Origin of the sequence: Actinomadura macra NBRC 14102, assembly GCF_001552215.1 — a bacterium.
In the GTDB taxonomy this organism is placed as follows: Bacteria; Actinomycetota; Actinomycetes; order Streptosporangiales; family Streptosporangiaceae; genus Spirillospora; species Spirillospora macra.
Genome location: NZ_BCQT01000006.1, coordinates 513,737 through 530,415, shown reverse-complemented (window position 1 = coordinate 530,415; position 16,679 = coordinate 513,737). Strand labels below are relative to the sequence as shown.

The 16,679-nt window shown below is 72.0% G+C and carries 12 protein-coding genes; 6 read left to right on the top strand and 6 right to left on the bottom strand.

The features are described from left to right. Positions 1-65 precede the first annotated feature (65 nt). Both cysC and AMA02S_RS44655 read right to left on the bottom strand, forming a co-directional pair. Entirely contained in the window at positions 66-1,538 is a 1,473-nt protein-coding gene (gene cysC / locus AMA02S_RS11595; protein ID WP_067457070.1) for an adenylyl-sulfate kinase, read from the bottom strand. A 168-nt stretch (positions 1,539-1,706) separates the two neighbouring features. Further along, positions 1,707-2,795, bottom strand: coding sequence for a class I SAM-dependent methyltransferase (locus AMA02S_RS44655; protein ID WP_281181865.1), 1,089 nt, complete (start codon positions 2,793-2,795; stop codon positions 1,707-1,709). Between the two features lie 326 nt (positions 2,796-3,121). On the opposite strand from AMA02S_RS44655, the gene mfd reads away from it, so the two are divergent. The 6 genes from mfd to AMA02S_RS11560 all read left to right on the top strand — a co-directional run bounded on the left by mfd (position 3,122) and on the right by AMA02S_RS11560 (position 12,239). Further along, the gene (gene mfd, locus AMA02S_RS11585; RefSeq protein WP_067455947.1) at positions 3,122-6,655 is read left to right on the top strand and encodes a transcription-repair coupling factor; all 3,534 of its coding nucleotides are present in this window, start codon (positions 3,122-3,124) and stop codon (positions 6,653-6,655) included. A 54-nt stretch (positions 6,656-6,709) separates the two neighbouring features. Continuing rightward, a complete protein-coding gene (locus AMA02S_RS11580; RefSeq protein WP_067455944.1) occupies positions 6,710-7,378 on the top strand; it encodes a hypothetical protein in 669 nt (222 codons plus the stop codon). Continuing rightward, positions 7,375-8,388, top strand: coding sequence for a nucleoside triphosphate pyrophosphohydrolase (locus tag AMA02S_RS11575; RefSeq protein WP_067455941.1), 1,014 nt, complete (start codon positions 7,375-7,377; stop codon positions 8,386-8,388). The genes AMA02S_RS11580 and AMA02S_RS11575 overlap by 4 nt, the downstream gene beginning before the upstream one ends. A gap of 70 nt (positions 8,389-8,458) precedes the next feature. After that, on the top strand, positions 8,459-10,975 hold the full coding sequence (locus tag AMA02S_RS11570) for a penicillin-binding protein (RefSeq protein WP_157430513.1): 2,517 nt from the start codon (positions 8,459-8,461) through the stop codon (positions 10,973-10,975). A gap of 101 nt (positions 10,976-11,076) precedes the next feature. Further along, a complete protein-coding gene (locus AMA02S_RS11565; protein WP_067455938.1) occupies positions 11,077-12,021 on the top strand; it encodes an NADP-dependent oxidoreductase in 945 nt (314 codons plus the stop codon). A gap of 8 nt (positions 12,022-12,029) precedes the next feature. Beyond that, positions 12,030-12,239 carry a hypothetical protein gene (locus tag AMA02S_RS11560; RefSeq protein ID WP_067455935.1) on the top strand — a complete coding sequence of 70 codons (210 nt, stop codon included), beginning with the start codon at positions 12,030-12,032 and terminating at the stop codon, positions 12,237-12,239. 96 nt (positions 12,240-12,335) lie between these two features. On the opposite strand, the gene AMA02S_RS11555 is transcribed toward AMA02S_RS11560, so the two are convergent. The 4 genes from AMA02S_RS11555 to AMA02S_RS11540 form a co-directional block, all read right to left on the bottom strand. Continuing rightward, complete coding sequence (locus AMA02S_RS11555) at positions 12,336-13,775, bottom strand: sensor histidine kinase (protein ID WP_245667456.1); 1,440 nt, start codon at positions 13,773-13,775, stop codon at positions 12,336-12,338. Positions 13,776-13,851: 76 nt separating this feature from the next. Continuing rightward, entirely contained in the window at positions 13,852-14,754 is a 903-nt protein-coding gene (locus tag AMA02S_RS11550) for an ABC transporter permease (protein ID WP_067455932.1), read from the bottom strand. Next, positions 14,744-15,538 carry an ABC transporter ATP-binding protein gene (locus tag AMA02S_RS11545; RefSeq protein ID WP_067455929.1) on the bottom strand — a complete coding sequence of 265 codons (795 nt, stop codon included), beginning with the start codon at positions 15,536-15,538 and terminating at the stop codon, positions 14,744-14,746. Before AMA02S_RS11545 ends, AMA02S_RS11550 begins: the two co-directional genes overlap by 11 nt. Then, positions 15,535-16,593, bottom strand: coding sequence for an ABC transporter substrate-binding protein (locus AMA02S_RS11540; protein WP_067455927.1), 1,059 nt, complete (start codon positions 16,591-16,593; stop codon positions 15,535-15,537). Before AMA02S_RS11540 ends, AMA02S_RS11545 begins: the two co-directional genes overlap by 4 nt. Positions 16,594-16,679 lie beyond the last annotated feature (86 nt).

Below are 16,679 nucleotides of genomic sequence, written 5' to 3'. Positions count from 1 at the left end.
CAAACAGGTAGGGCGGACGGGCAGGCCCGAGGCGACCACCGACGCCCGTCGACGGCTCGGGGCCGCTACTCCGGCCTGACCCAGCCGCCTTCCACGAGCAGGTCCAGGACGCGTGCGACCGCGTCGTCCGGCGTCAGCCGGGAGGTGTCGAGCGTCAGGTCGGCGTCGTCCGGCGCCTCGTAGGGGTCGGAGATGCCGGTGAACTCGGGGATCAGACCCGCCCGCGCCTTGGCGTACAGGCCCTTGCGGTCGCGGCGCTCGCACTCCTCCAGCGGCGTGGCCACATGGACGAGCACGAAGTCGCCCGCGGCCGACACCATGCGGCGCACCTCCGCGCGGGTCGCCGCGTACGGTGCGATCGGCGCGCAGATCGCCGCCCCGCCGTGCCGGGTGATCTCGGCGGCGACGAAGCCGATCCGCCGGACGTTGGCGTCGCGGTCGGCGCGCGAGAACGTCAGCCCGGCCGACAGCAGCCGCCGCACGACGTCTCCGTCCAGCAGCGTGACCGTCCGGCCGCCGCGCTCGACCAGCGCGTCGGCGAGGCCCCGCGCGACCGTGGACTTGCCCGACCCCGACAGCCCGGTGAACAGCACCGTGATGCCGCGCGAGCGCTTGGGCGGCCGCGCCAGCGCCAGCTCGGCGGCGACGGCGGGCGGGGTGAACCAGTCGGGGACGGGCTCCCCGGCGTCCAGCAACTCGCCCAGCCGCTCCGGGGTCAGCTCGGCCTGGACGTGGTCGGGCTCGATCCGCGCGACCGGCCGCCAGACCTCCACGTCGGCGTCGTACGCCCAGGGCTCGGGAACGGCCACCGGGATCGCGGTGCCCTCCACCTCCCGCTCGGCGAGCAGGTGCGTGGCGCCGTAGGCGGCGGCGACATGGGCGTGCAGGAGAATGTCACGGTCCGGGGCGTCGCCGCGCGCGGGCAGCGGCACGGGGATGATCTGGGTGCCCTCGGGCAGTTCCTTGCGCACGCCCAGCACCGCCCGGACGAGGGACTCGTCGTGCGCGCCGCTCAGCAGCGGCAGGACGAGGACGCGGGCGCCGAGACCCTCGGCCACCTGGCGGAGCTGGCCGAGCTGCTTGCGGTGGAGGGGATCGCCGGTGGCGACGGCGAGCAGCGGCCCCGCGCCGGGCTCGACCTCGTCGGGACGGCGACGCAGACGGTGGAACGGTCCGTGCGCCGGCGCGCGGAGAGCCTCCAGAGGCCCCGCGAGCTGCCACGCGTTCGTGGTGGGGTCCTGCCACCTCTCGACGACCTGGAGCACCGCCAGCGGGACGCCCTCCGGGTCCTGCAGGACGATCCGCTCGTGGTCGGTCAGCTCCTTCGGGACCGCCAGCGTGACTGGCACCGGCCAGGGTGTCCCGTCCGCGAGCCGCCCGCCGGCGATGACCATCGCGGTGTCGAACGAGCCGAGGAACCCGGTCAGCGGCCGGTACACCCCGGCCAGGACGAGCTCCATATCGGCGAGCTCGCGTGCGTCCGGCGTCCAGGTGGGCAAGTCGCGCAGCGTGTCGGGTAGGCCGGCTTCGGCGGTCACCGCAGTCTCCGATCCCGCCCGGCGCAGGGCCGGGCCGAGCCATGTCATGTGCCAGTGTCGTGTGCACGCGGACGCCACCCCGCGCCCCGTTTCCCCTGGAAAACGTACTGCAGGAAAAATACTGCGATGGCGCCGGTGGGCGCACCTCGGCCCGGGTGGCCGGGAGGCTCAGATCACCCTGGCGAAACGGTTCTCCGGCTTGCGGATGACCATCGTGACCTCGCTGTGGTCTGCGGTGAGGCGACCGCGGCTGAACGCCGACACGAGGCGGCACAGCACGTCGGCGAGGCCGGTTCCGGCCCCGAGGGCGTCGATGGCCTGCCGGGAGGTGTACTCCTCGGCGACGACCAGCCCGCGCATCACGCAGTACCACTGCATTCCCTGCCGGGACGCGACCCGGTCGTAGACGGCGCGGGGCGGGTGGGCGACCCTGTTCCGGCCGGGACGGGGGTCGGCGTCCTTCGCCGCGGCCCGGTGCCCCCGCCGGGGCTCGCGCCGCCGTCCGAACTGCTCCTCCGCCGGCTGCGGCGGCGACCCGGTCGACGACTGGGGGGAGGGGGCGGCGGACGGCCTGGCCTCAGGCTGGGCCTCAGGCTGGGCCTCAGGCCGGGCCTCAGGACGGGCGGCGAGCGGTGCCGTGGTGGCCGGCTCCGCGGCAGCGCTCGTCGCCGGGTCGGCGGGCCCTGCCGCGGAGCCGGAGCCGGTGGCGGAGTCGGAGCCGGAGTCGGAGTCGGTGGCGGCGTAGGCGACGCGGGCGTGGGCGCCGCGGGCGGCCCGGGCGGCCCGGCCCGGCCGGGTCTTCCTTCGCCTTCCGGGCGCGTGCATCCACCGGGGGAGGTGCCGGTCGAGGAAGCCGAACGCGGTGTTGCGGTCGCGCAGGTGGACCAGCAGCAGCCCGCCGGGCTTCAGCGCCGCGACGAACCGGTCCAGGACGAGTTCGGCGTGCGGGACGCGCTCGATCAGGTAGGAGGCGTGCACCACGTCGTAGGCGCGCGGCGGCATGGGCACCGTGCGCAGATCGCCCAGGTACCAGGTGTCGAGGTCGGTGCGCTCGCAGGTGTGGGCGCGCAGCTCGGGGGACTCCAGATCGACCCCCGTGACCTGGCGGTCGCGGTCGCCGAGCTCCAGCCCCGTGCCCCAGCCGCAGCCCGCCTCCAGGATGTGGATCCGCTGCAAGGGCTTCTCGAGGGCGTACTGGCGGGCGCGTTCTGAGAAGAGATCGCCGTCGCTGACCGGCGGCGTACGCAGATCGGTCACAATCTCGCAGCGTAATCGTCCGACTGCACTCTGTCCGCTATTTGCCCATTCTTGGTTACCGTCGTGTCGCGCCCCGATAAAAGGTCATGACCAGCCGCACCGTGGTGGGACGGCACCCGCGGGCATCCTGCCCGCACCCCGGTCGGCCTAAGGGGGGACTCGGGGCCTGCACGCGGGCTCTGGCGGGCGCGTACCCTGGTACCCGGCACCGGGGTCCGCTGGGATCTCGGTACTTCGGGCTGCCCCGAGGCTGGACGGGGGGCCCGCGCGAGAACCGGCGGGAGCGCCGGAGCGGCCCCTGTCGGGGCGGATCGGGTAGCTGGCGAATGACGCTCATCGGACTTGTTGACCTTGCGTGCACCGACCCCGGGCTGGAGCGCGCGCTAGAGCAGGCGCGGGTGGACCACGAGGTCGTCGCGCCGCCGTCGCTGTGGCCGATCCTGGCGGCGGCGCTCACACGCGCCACCGGCGCGCCCGCGGGACGGCGCGGCGCGGTGCTCGCGGTGACCGCGACGGGCCGCGAGGCGGAGGACCTCACCGCGGCCCTGTCGAGCCTGCTCGACCCCGGCCGGGTGGCGCACTTCCCGGCGTGGGAGACGCTGCCGCACGAGAAGCTGTCACCCCGCTCGGACACCGTCGGGCAGCGGCTCGCGGTGCTGCGGCGGCTCGTCCACCCCGACGCCGGCGACCCGGCGGGCGAGGCCGGTGCGGGCCCCGGCCGGGGCGGCGGCCTGGACGTGGTCGTGACGCCGATCCGGGCGGTGCTCCAGCCGATCGTGTCCGGGCTGGCCGACCTGGAGCCGGTCCGGCTGTCCTCGGGCGAGGACGCGGAGATGGACGACGTCGTCCGGCGGCTGGTGGACGCGGGTTACCACCGGGTCGACCTGGTGGAGAAGCGCGGCGAGCTCGCGGTGCGCGGCGGGATCCTGGATGTGTTCCCACCCACCGAGGAGCATCCGCTGCGGGTGGAGTTCTGGGGCGACACCGTCGAAGAGATCCGCTACTTCAAGGCCGCCGACCAGCGCTCCCTCGAAGTGGCGCAGGACGGGTTGTGGGCACCGCCGTGCCGGGAACTGCCGCTGACGGACGAGGTGCGCCGGCGCGCACGGCGGCTGGCGTCCGAGCACCCGGCGCTGGAGGAGATCCTCGGCCGGATCGCCGATGGGGACACCGTCGAGGGCATGGAGGCGTTCTCTCCCGTCCTCGCCGACAGGATGGAGCTGCTGACCGACCTGCTGCCGGCGGGATCGGCGCTGCTGGTGTGCGAGCCGGAGCGGATCCGGACCCGCGCGGTGGAGCTCGTCCGGACCAGCCAGGAGTTCCTGGAGGCGAGCTGGGTCAACGCGGCGGCCGGCGGCGAGGCGCCGATCGACCTGGGCGCCGCCGCGTTCCGGTCGCTGGAGGACGTCCGCGCCCACAGCGCGGAGCTGGGGCTGCCCCGGTGGAGCGTGACAGCTCTCAACCCGGAGGGCGAGGCGCTCAACCTGGGGGTTCAGCCCGCGGAGGCGTATCGGGGCGATACGTCGCGGGTGGTCGGGGACGTCAAGGGCTGGATCGACGGCGGCTGGCGGGTCGTGCTGGTCACGGCCGGTCACGGGCCCGCCGAGCGGCTCGTCCAGCTGATGGGCGAGGAGGGGCTCGGCGCGCGGCTCACCGATCTGCCGGGGCCGCCGGAGCCATCGCTGGTCAACGTCGCGACCGGGCTGCTGGAGAACGGCTTCACGTGGGAGTCGGTCAAGCTCGCGGTGCTGACCGAGACGGACCTGTCGGGGCAGAAGTCCTCCACCAAGGACATGCGGCGGATGCCGTCGCGGCGGCGCGGCGGCATCGACCCCCTCCAGCTCAAGCCGGGCGACTACGTCGTGCACGAGCAGCACGGCGTCGGCCGGTACGTGGAGATGGTCAGCCGGACCGTCCAGGGCGCCACCCGCGAATATCTGATCTTGGAGTACGCCAAGAGCGACCGGCTGTTCGTCCCGACCGACCAGCTGGAGGAGCTGACCCGCTACGTCGGCGGTGAGGCGCCGAGCCTGCACCGGCTGGGCGGCGCCGACTGGCAGAAGGCCAAGTCCCGGGCGCGCAAGGCGGTCAAGCAGATCGCCGGCGAGCTGATCCGGCTGTACTCGGCGCGGATGGCGAGCCCCGGGCACCCGTTCGGCGCCGACACCCCGTGGCAGCGGGAGCTGGAAGACGCCTTCCCCTACATGGAGACGCCCGACCAGCTCGCCGCCATCGACGAGGTGAAGGGCGACATGGAAAAGCCCGTCCCGATGGACCGGCTGATCTGCGGTGACGTCGGCTACGGCAAGACCGAGATCGCGGTGCGGGCGGCGTTCAAGGCCGTCCAGGACGGGATGCAGGTCGCGGTGCTCGTGCCGACGACACTGCTCGTCCAGCAGCACATGTCGACGTTCTCCGAGCGGTTCGGGGCGTTCCCGGTCGTGGTGAAGCCGATCAGCAGGTTCCAGTCCGACACCGAGATCGGCGAGACGCTGCGCGGGCTGTCGGAGGGCGGCGTGGACGTGGTCGTGGGGACGCACCGCATCCTGTCGTCGCAGACCCGGTTCAAGAACCTCGGACTGGTGATCATCGATGAGGAGCAGCGGTTCGGTGTCGAGCACAAGGAGGAGCTGAAGCGGCTGCGGACGCAGGTGGATGTGCTCGCCATGTCCGCGACGCCGATCCCGCGGACGCTGGAGATGGGCCTCACCGGCATCCGGGAGATGTCGACGATCCTCACCCCGCCCGAGGAGCGGCACCCCGTCCTGACGTTCGTCGGGCCCTACGAGGAGAAGCAGATCGCCGCGGCGATCCGGCGCGAGCTGCTGCGCGAGGGCCAGGTGTTCTTCGTGCACAACCGGGTCCGGTCGATCGACAAGGTCGCGGCGAACCTGGCCAGGCTCGTCCCGGAGGCGCGGGTCGCGACCGCGCACGGCCAGATGAACGAGCATGAGCTGGAGCGGGTCATGGTCGACTTCTGGGAGCGCAACCACGACGTCCTGGTCGCGACCACGATCGTGGAGTCCGGGCTGGACGTGCCGAACGCCAACACGCTGATCGTCGACCGCGCCGACATGTACGGGCTCTCGCAGCTCCACCAGCTCCGGGGACGGGTGGGACGCGGCCGCGAGCGCGCGTACGCCTACTTCCTGTACCAGCCGGAGCAGCCGCTGACCGAGACCGCGCACGAGCGGCTCGCGACGCTGGCGCAGCACACCGAGATCGGCGCCGGCATGTACGTGGCGATGAAGGACCTGGAGATTCGCGGCGCGGGCAACATCCTCGGTGCCGAGCAGTCCGGGCATGTCGCCGGCGTCGGCTTCGACCTGTACGTCCGGATGATCGGTGAGGCCGTCCGCGACCTGAAGGAGGGGGGCCGCGAGCCGGAGGCGGTCGAGACCAAGGTCGAGCTGCCCGTGGACGCGCACCTGCCGCACGAGTACGTGCCGGGGGAGCGGCTCCGCCTGGACGCCTACCGCCGCATCGCCGCGATCACGTCCGAGGACGAGATCGAGGCGGTGCACGAGGAGTTGAAGGACCGGTTCGGGCCGCTGCCCGTCCCCGTGCTGAACCTCCTCGAAGTGGCACGGTTCCGCGCCAAGGCCCGCCGGGCGGGGCTCACCGACGTCACCCTCCAGGGCACGTTCGTCAAGTTCACGCCCGTGCACCTGCCCGACTCCAGGCAGGTCAGGTTGCAGCGGCTGTACCCGAAGAGCATCCTCAAGCCGGCGACGGACACGCTGCTGGTGCCGGCGCCGAAGACCGCGGCGCTCGGCGGCCGTCCGCTGCGCGACCAGGAGTTGCTGGCGTGGGCGACCGACCTGGTCGAGGCACTGTTCCTCGAACCGGTCCGCGCCTAGGCTGGCGCGGATCTGAAGTGATCATCGACGAGACAGCGACGAGATGGGGTCCCCGTGCTCGGTAAGTCCGTGAAGGTCGCGGTGGCCGCCCTGGTGGCGGCCGGCGCGCTGGCCGGCTGTAGCGGCGGCACCGCGAAGGCCGGCACCGCCGCCGTCGTCGGCGACGACCGCATCACCGTCACCTCGCTCAGCCAGACCGTCCGGGACTGGCGGGAGCAGTTCAAGGACGACCCGATGGCCAACCGGATGCGGGCCGGCTCGGTCGACCCGGCCGAGGGGATGGGCGAGGACTCCGGCGAGTCCGACCTGCGCGACGCGCTGACGCTGCTGGTCAACTTCCACGTCGCCGCGAAGATGGCGGCCTCGGAGGGGGTGGCGGTGCCCGACGGGAGGACCGACGAGGCCGTCGACCTGCTGAACCAGAAGGGCGGCGCGGAGTCGATCACGCTGGCGAGCGGGCTGCCCCGGGACAAGACCCGTGACCTGGCCCGCTTCCTGGCGACGCAGCGGCTCGTCATGCAGCGGCTCGGCGCGGACGGCAACCCGCAGAGCCTCCAGACCGCCGTGGCCGGGAAGCGGTGGAACGACCTGTTCCGCTCCACCGCCGACGGCCTGCACATCGAGGTCAACCCCCGGTACGGGACGTTCGACCCGGTCAAGGGCAACGTCGGGCCGGTCCTGTACCGGCTGTCCACACCGGAATCGGGTATCGACCGCACATGAGCCTGACGCTGCTGGCCACCACCCACCGGGTGGCGCCCGGACTGCTGACCTGGAAGGCGTGGGACGTGCTCCGGTCGGGCGCGCACGTCCGGGTGCGCGCCGGCCATCCGCTGCTGCCCTACCTGCGCGAGGCCGGGGTGGTCCCGGAGGAGGTGGACGCCCCGGACGCCGCCGCTCTGGTGGCGGCGGCGCGGTTCGGGGACGTCGTGTGGGTGGCGGCGCCCGAGGGCGACGAGTCGCTGATGCGCGAGGTCGGTGCGCTCGTCGTGGACGACCCCTTGGACGTGGAGGTGCTGCACGGGTCGTACGACCTGCCCGGCGCGCGGCTGCTCGACCTCGTGTCGGTGATGGACACGCTGCGCCGCGAGTGCCCGTGGGACCGCGAGCAGACGCACGTGACGCTCGTCCCGTACCTGCTGGAGGAGGCGTACGAGGTCCTCGACACCGTCGAGTCCGGCGACCTCGGGGCGCTGCGCGAGGAGCTCGGGGACGTGCTGATGCAGGTGGCCTTCCACTCGGTGGTGGCCGCCGAGCGCACCGACGAGACCGCTTTCACGATCGATGACGTGGCGGGCGGGATCGTCGACAAGCTCGTCCGCCGGCACCCGCACGTGTTCGGGGACGTGACGGTCTCCGGCTCGGACGAGGTCAACGCCAACTGGGAGCAGATCAAGGCGGCCGAGCGGGCGGAGAAGAGCGGCGCGGAGGCGTCGGCGCTGGACGGGGTGCCGATGGGGCAGCCCGCGCTGTCGCTCGCGGCGCAGCTCCAGCGGCGCGCCGCGCGGATCGGCGCGCCCGCCCGGATCGGGTCCGGGCCGGGTGCCGGTACCGGTACCGATGAGGTTTCCGACAACGGTTCCGGTACGGGGAGTGACCTGGGGATACGGCTTTTCGGGCTGGTCCGGGAGGCGGCTGAGCGGGGCGTTGATCCGGAGGCTGAGTTGCGCGCGGTTTCGCGGGTATTCCGCGATCGTGTCCGAGCCTGGGAACGACGCGAGCGAGACGTCTGAATCGGGGGATTTCGTCCGAAAGATCGCCGATGGGGTGGTCTGGCGGGGGACGCACGTCTACCCTAGGCGCGTGCCGAACGAGGCGGGAAGTGACGGCGGGGACGCCATCCCCTCACTGAGGGGCCGTCCCTCGGCAGGGCACGGCCCCTTACAAGGACGCCGCCGCTCGCGCCGTGTGTTCGCCACCACGACGACCCGCGCCGAGAAGGCGCGTGCGCTCCGTGGCCTGGGCGCGCTGGGCGGCCTCGCGGGCCTGCTCGTCGCCCTGATGCTCCTGCCCACCGCCTGTACCGCGGGGGTCGGTGCCCGCGACGCGGCGGGCTGGTTCGAGAGCGAGCCGGAGGGGCTGAGCACCTCCGGCGTCCCGCAGCGCTCCAGGATCCTCGCCGCGGACGGCTCGGTCCTCGCGACGTTCTTCTACCAGAACCGCGTGGACGTCCCCCTCGACCGGATCGCGCCGGTCGCGCGCCGCGCCGTCCTCGCCATCGAGGACAGCCGCTTCTACCAGCACGGCGCCATCGACTCCCAGGGGACGCTGCGCGCGCTCGCGAGCAACCTGTCCAACGGGCAGGTGACCCAGGGCGGTTCCGGCATCACCCAGCAGTACGTCAAGAACCTGCTGCTCACCACCGCCGACTCGGCCGCGGAGATGCGCGCCGCCAAGGAGGTCTCCGCAGCCCGCAAGATCCGCGAGCTGCGGTTCGCGGTGGCCCTGGAGAAGCGCTACTCCAAGGACGAGATCCTCCGCCGCTACCTCAACATCGCCTACTACGGGGACGGCGCGTACGGCATCGAGGCCGCGGCCCGGCACTACTTCTCCAAGCCCGCCGCCAGGCTGGAGCTCGGTGAGGCGGCGCTGCTGGCCGGGGTCATCCGCTATCCCTACGCCTACGACCCCGTCCACCACCCGGGCGCCGCCCGCGAGCGCCGCGACATCGTCCTGCGCCGGATGGCCGAGCTCGGCTGGCTCGACCACGACGCCGCGGAGGCGGCCGTCCGGGAGCCCATCGGGCTGCGCGTGCAGCACGTCCAGAGCGGCTGCGTCACCAGCTCGGCCCCGTTCTTCTGCGACTACGTCCAGCGGGAGATCCTCACCAACACCGCGTTCGGTGACACCCCGCAGGAACGGGAGAAGCTACTTAAACGAGGTGGCCTGACCATCCGCACCACGCTGGACTGGCGGGCGCAGAAGGCCGCGCAGCGCGCCGTCGACGGGCACGTCCCGCGCCGCAACTCCGCGGGTAAGGCAGCCGCCGAGGCGATGGTCGAACCCGGCACCGGCAAGATCAAGGCGATGGTCGTGGACCGCAGACTCGGCCCCGACCGCGAGCGCGGCAAGACCTGGATCAACTTCGCGGCCGACGCCAGCCACGGGTCCAGCATCGGCATGCAGGCCGGATCCACCTTCAAGGCGTTCACGCTGGCCGCCGCGCTGGACGAGGGACTGCCGTTCGGGACCCGGCTGATGGCGCCGCGCAGCTACACCCCCGTCGGCTACCGGGACTGCAAGGGCAGGACCCGCAGCGACCCCGACAGCGAACTGCGCAACTCCGCGGACGGAGAGGGCGGCCGGACCTTCAGCCTCGTCACCGGAACGCACCATTCGGTCAACACGTTCTTCCTCGCACTGGAGAAGAAGGTCGGGCTGTGCGAGACGGTCGAGATGGCCGAGCGGCTCGGGATGCGGCAGGCCAACGGCCAGGCGCTGGAGCAGTACCCCTCGTTCACGCTGGGATTCAACCCCGTCTCACCGCTGCGGCTCGCCGCGGCGTACGCGGCGTTCGGCGCGCGGGGCCGCTACTGCACCCCGATCGCCATCACGCAGGTCACCGTCGGGGACGGGCACCGGATGAAGGTCCCCGGCGCCGACTGCAAGCAGGCGATCGACAAGGGCGTCGCGGACGCGGTGAACTACGTGCTGAGCGGCGTCCTCACCAAGGGCACCGCGAAGGGCCTCGGGCTCGGCCGTCCCGCCGCGGGCAAGACCGGCACCGTGGACAACTTCTCCGCCGCCTGGTTCGCCGGGTACACGCCCGAGCTCGCGGCGGCCGTATGGGTCGGCGACCCGCGTGGCGGATACCGGTTCCCGATGGACAGCCTCTGCATGGACGGCCGCTGCTACGGCGCCGTGTTCGGGGCCACGATCCCCGCGCCGATCTGGCAACAGAGCATGGCCGGGGCGCTGTCGGACACGTCCGCCGGCTCGTTCCACCGCCCGCCGGCCCACTTCTTCAGCAGGGGCTCGGGCGAGGACAAGGTCAAGGTGCCCGACGTCCGCGGCATGAGGCCGGGCGAGGCCGTCGCCCGGCTGCGCGCCGCCGGCTTCACGGTGGGCGTCGGCTCCCCGGTCCGGTCCGACAAGTACAAGAAGGGCACCGTCGCGGAGACGTCCCCGCCCGCCGGCTCAGCCGAGCCGGGGGACACCATCACGCTGCGCATCAGCAAGGGCCCCGGGCCCCGGGGGCCCGGTGGCGGCGGCGGGGAGCACATCCCGGTGCCCCCGACCACGCCCCCGACGACACTTCCGACACTGCCGCCGGACCTTGCGGGGTCACCACCGCCCGACCAACGCGAGAACCCCGCCTGACCTGCACTTTCCCTGCCCGGTCGTGTGATCGTTCGACGGTCGGGTAGATCGACTTTCGGGGCTTTGCGCCCCGAAAGATCCGATCGGGGGGAACGATCGACATGCGAGCCATCGCCGTGTCCGAGTACGGCGCGACACCCGCGCTGACGCACGTGCCGCGCCCGGAGCCCGGCCCGGGGGAGATCCTGGTGAAGCTGATCGCCGCCGGTCTCAACCCGCTCGACTGGAAGGTCGCCGACGGCATGCTCAAGGACGACGTGGACGCGCCGTTCCCGCTCGTCCTCGGCCAGGACGGCGCGGGCGTCGTGGAAGACGCCGGCGACGGCGTGACCAGGCTGCGCCACGGCGAACAGGTCTACGGATCCTTCTTCGGCGTCGCGCGGGGCCTCGGCACCTACGCCGAGTACACCCTCGCCGACGAGCACGGCCCGGTCGGGCCGATGCCCGAGGGAATGATCTACACCCAGGCCGCGGCGGTGCCGACCGCGTGCATGAGCGCCCTGGAGATCGTCGAGACCGCACGCGTCGACACCGGACAGACCGTCCTGGTCGTGGGGGCGACCGGCGGTGTCGGCCAGGCCGCGGTGCAACTCGCCGCCGCCACCGGCGCCAAGGTGATCGCCACCGCCCGCGACGACATGGCCGCGACGATGCGGGGGCTCGGCGCGGACGAGACCGTCGACCACTCGGCCGGCGACCTCAACGAGCAGGTGCTCGCCGCGCACTCGGACGGCGTCGACGCCGTCCTGGACATGGTCAGCGACACCGCCCGCACCGAGGCGCTCGCGCGGCTGCTCCGGCCGGGCGGGACCTACGTCAGCACCACATGGTCGGTGAACCCCGACTCGATGGCCGCCCAGGAGATCCGCGGCGTCAACTTCGAGGGCGCGCCCACCGCGGCGCTGCTGGCCAGGGTTTCCGACCTCATCGACGCGGGCACGCTGCGGGTCGTGATCGAGCGCGAAGTGCCGCTGGAACAGGCACCGGAGGCGTTGGCGGACAACCGCGCGGGCGGTGCGAGAGGCAAGACCGTCATCCGTATCTGAGGAGGATCATGAACGACGCCGAGAGGCGGGAAAGACTCCGCGTGATCGACGAGGACCTCGCCCGACTGCGCAGCGACCTGTCGCCGCCCCCCGATGCTCCCCGCGATTTCGTGGACGCGGGCCAGGACCTCGCCGCCCGCGAAGAGCTGGCGGGCCAGATAGAGATCCTGGAGGCCGAGCACCAACGCCTAGAGGACGAACTAACGGAACTGGGCTAAGCCGGGTAACCAGCGGCCTCAAGTGTCACGCGAGCGCGCGACCTGACCGGTGGGCCGGAGCCGAAGGCGAGCCCCGCCTCTGGGGGCCGGGGCGCATTAGGCGCCGTCTTCTCGGGCTGGTCTTGCGCTAGGCAGCCGTAGGACGAAGCGGGCGCCGGGGTAGCCGTCGGCGCGGTCTGTGAGGGCGAGCTTGCCGCCGTGCGCCTCGGCGATGTCGCGGGAGATGGCGAGTCCGAGTCCCGTTCCGCCGGCGTCGCGGTGCTGCCCCTCGGCGAGGCGGGTGAAGCGTTCGAAGACCCGCTCCCGGTCCTCGGGGGCGATCCCGATGCCGTCGTCGATCACCTCGACCAGCGCGGTCGCGGGCAGCGCCGTCCCCACGATCACCGTCACCGCGCCGGCCGCGTGCCGGTCGGCGTTGTCGAGGAGGTTGGTCAGCAGCCGCGCCAGTTCGCTGCGCCCGCCGTTCACCCGCACCGGTCCCTCCGACAGGACGGTCACCTGCGAGCGGCGGGGGCGGCGCAGCACCTCCTGGTCCACCAGCTCGGTCAGGTCCACCACCTCGCGTGCGAAGTCCTGGTCGGCCTCCAGCCGCGCCAGCGCCAGCAGGTCGTCCACCACCGCGGTGAGCCGGTCGGTGTTGTCCAGCACGGCCCGGAGCGTCTCGGGAAGGTCGGTGGCGTCCGGGTCGGCGAGGGCCAGTTCCAGCTCCATCCGCAGCCCGGTGAGGGGACTGCGGAGCTCGTGGGAGACGTCCGAGACGAAGGCGCGCTGCCGCGCGACGGCCTTCTCCAGCCGGTCGAGGGTCGCGTTGACGCTGCGGGCGAGCAGTGCCACCTCGTCGCGGCGGGACGGCACCGGTACCCGGCGTTCCAGGTCGGTGGCGGTGATCTCGTCCAGCTCGCGGCGGATCGCGTCGACCGGGCGCAGCGTGCGGCCCGCCGACAGCCAGGTGCCCCAGCCCGCCAGCCCGGTGATGAGGGGGATGCCGAGCGCCAGCAGGCCCGCCAGCAGCGGGCGCGGCAGCAGGCCAGGCTCGGGCTCCAGCGTGTAGACGAGGCGCTGCGCCCTGCCCACGCCCACCCGGTACACCACGACGAGGAAGCACCGCCCGCCCGGCGCGTCCACCGTGCAGGTGCGGCCGTCACGGCGCGCGTCGTCGTTCGGCGGTGGCGGGAACCGGACCGGGGGTCGCCCCTCCATGGGTGGGCTGGAGGCGACCACCCGGCCCTTTTCGTCCTGGACCTGGATCCGCTGGTCATCGGAGCCGTAGACGCGCGGGCCGAGCGCCCCGGAGTGGATCACCGTCGCGACCCGCCGGCCCTCCCGCGCCAGGTCGTCCACCCCGTTGGCGACCGCCTGCCGCCGCACCACCGCCAGGAGCACCACGTACAACGCCGTGGACAGCACCAGCGCCGCGAGGACCGCCGAAAGCGTCACCCGGACGCGGATCTCCGGGTGCCGGAGCGCGACCCGCCAGACCCAGTGGGTCAGGCCCCCGAGGGAGCGGCGGCGCCGGACATGGATGACGACCTCCACTGCGTGTTTGCCACTACCCGTTCTTTCTTGCCAGAGCGGGGCAAACACGACCGTGGTGCGGGGGTAAAAAGATCGTTCAGTCCTGGTCGACGCCCCAGCGGGTCCGGATCGAGCGGTCCACGAAGCCGAACAGCTGGTCGATCACGATGCCGATGATCAAGATGACGATCATGTAGGAGATCATGTCGGCGGTGTTGTTGAGCTCGCGCGCCTGCGACAGCAGCACGCCGAGCGAGGTGGTGTCGCCGATGATGACCAGCAGCTCGCCGGCCATCAGGCTGCGCCAGGCGAACGCCCAGCCCTGCTTCAGCCCCGCCACGAACGAGGGCAGCGACGCCGGCATGATCAGGTGCCGGTACAGGTTCAGGCCCCGCAGCCCCATCACCTTGCCGGCGCGCAGCAGGATCGGCGGGGTGTAGTCGACGCCCGCGATCAGCCCGTTGGCGATGGACGGGGCGGCGCCGAGCACCACCACGAACAGGATCGCGCTCTCGCTGAGCTGGAACAGCAGGATCGCGAGCGGGAACCACGCGATCGACGGCATCGTCTGGAGCCCGGTGATCAGCGACCCGAACGCCCGGCGCAGCACCCGGAACTGCGACACCAGCGCGCCGATCAGCACACCGATCGCGACGGCGAGCGCGAACCCGACCAGGGCGCGCTGCATCGTCAGGGCCACCGCCTCCCAGAACCGGGAGCTCGTGACCTGGTCCTTGAAGACCGGCAGGGTGTCGGCGGGGCCGGGCAGGACCCACGGCTCCTTCCAGCCGCTCCACACCACCAACTGCCAGGCGGCCAGCGCGATGAGCACGGCGCTGGCCATCGGCCACGTCGCCGACCACACCCGCTGGAGCAGCCTGCGTGACGTCCCGCCGCCGAGTTCCAGGGCGTCCAGCCCCGCGATCTCACGGTCGAGCCGTCCGCCGGGCGCCGTGATCTCGGGCGCCTGGCCGCTGTGGGACTTCACGTCATGCGCCATGGCGGCCTACTTCCTCGCGTAGCCGGTCGGTGATGGACGCGGCGAGCGCGGCCACGTCCGGCGCGTCGATCCGCCGGGGACGATCCATGGGTACGGGGAACTCCTCCACGACCCGGCCGGGGCGGCTGCTGAGCAGCACGACCCGGTCGCCCAGCCGTACCGCCTCCCGCACGTTGTGGGTGACGAACAGCACGGTCAGGCCGCGCGTCCGCCAGATCCGCTCGATCTCGTCGTGCAGCAGGTCGCGGGTCATGGCGTCGAGGGCGCCGAACGGCTCGTCCATCAGCAGGACGGTGCCGCTCGTGTCCCCCGAGTCCTTCCCGTTCTGCTGCTCCTCGACGGTCAGGGCCAGCGCGCGGGCCAGCGCGACGCGCTGCCGCATGCCACCTGACAGCTCGTGCGGGCGCCTCTTGGCGAACCCCCCGAGGTGCACCGACTCGAGTAGTTCGGCTGCCTTGCCACGGCGGTCCTGGCGCGGGACGCCGCGCATCTTCAGGGCCAGCTCCAGGTTCCCCGTGACGGTCAGCCAGGGGAACAGGGCCGGCTCCTGGAACATGAGCGCGACGCGCGCCCCGTTCTTGTCGATCGTCCCCGCGCTCGGCCGGTCGAGGTCGGCGACCAGGTTGAGCAGCGTGCTCTTGCCGCACCCGGAGGCGCCGAGCAGGCACACGAACTCGCCGGGCGCCACGTCCAGGGAGACCTGGTCCAGCGCCAGCAGGGACGCCTTGCCGGCCCCGAACGCCTTCGACACATCACTTAGCCGGACCGCCGTGGCCGCAGTCATTTGTCGCTGACCTGTGCCTTCCCGCTCGCCTTGAGCACCTCGTTGAGGGGGGTGAGGTGGTAGATGCCGTTCAGGTCGGTCTTCTCCAGGAGCCCGACCTCCTCGGCGTGCTGGGCCCCGGTGAACAGCGAGCCGGCGACCGGGTCGGTCGTGAACTCGATCTCCTTGAACGCCGAGTCCAGGACGTCCTTCTTGAGCGGCTTGCCGCTCAGCTTGCTGAGGGCGTCGTTGGCGACGGTCTTGGCCTCTTCAGGGTTCTTGTTGATGAAGTCGCTGCTCTCCACCACGCCCTGGAGGAGCTTCTTCACAAGGTCCGGGTGCGCCTTCTCGAACTTCTGGCTGACCAGCAGGTTCGTGATGACGAACTTGCCGCCGGGCCAGAGGGTCTTCTCGTCCAGCAGCTTCTTGCCCTTGCTCTCCAGGACCAGGCGCGAGGCGAAGGGCTCGGGGACCCAGGCGCCGTCGATCTGGCCCTCGGCGAACGTCTGGAGGGTCTGCGAGTTCTCCTGCGGGACGATCTTGACGTCACCGCTGCCGTCCTTGTTCGCGGTGAGGCCCTGCTTCTTCAGCCAGTAGCGGATCGCCACGTCCTGGGTGTTGCCGAGCTGCGGAGTGGCGATCTTCTTGCCCTTGAGATCTTGGACTCCGTTGATTCCGGGCTTGACGACCAGCGACACACCGCCGGAAGCCGCGCCGGAGATGATGTGCACGGCCTTCCCATGTGATTTGGCCCATGCGTTGATGGCCGGATTCGGCCCCACGAATGTGGCGTCGATCGCACCGGAGAACAGAGCCTCCACCGCTGCGGGGCCCGCGTTGAACGTCGCCGTCTTGGGTGCCGTGCCGAGGTGCTTGGCGAAGATGCCCTTCTGCACACCGACCAGAGCCGTAGCGTGAGTGATGTTCGGGAAGTATCCGAGCTTGAGCTGGACGGCCGCACCGGAGCCGCCGGATTCGCCGCCGTCATCGCCGCACGCAGTCAGCGTCCCCGCCCCCGTGAGAACGGCCAGTGCCACCGCGGCGATGCGTCCGCCGAGTCTGCGATGCAATGTCATGTTTTCCTACTTCTCAAGTCGGTTTGACGTGCACAGTAGATAAGGTTGGCAATCAGTTCGTCAAGTCGCTTGCCCGGAACGGTTTC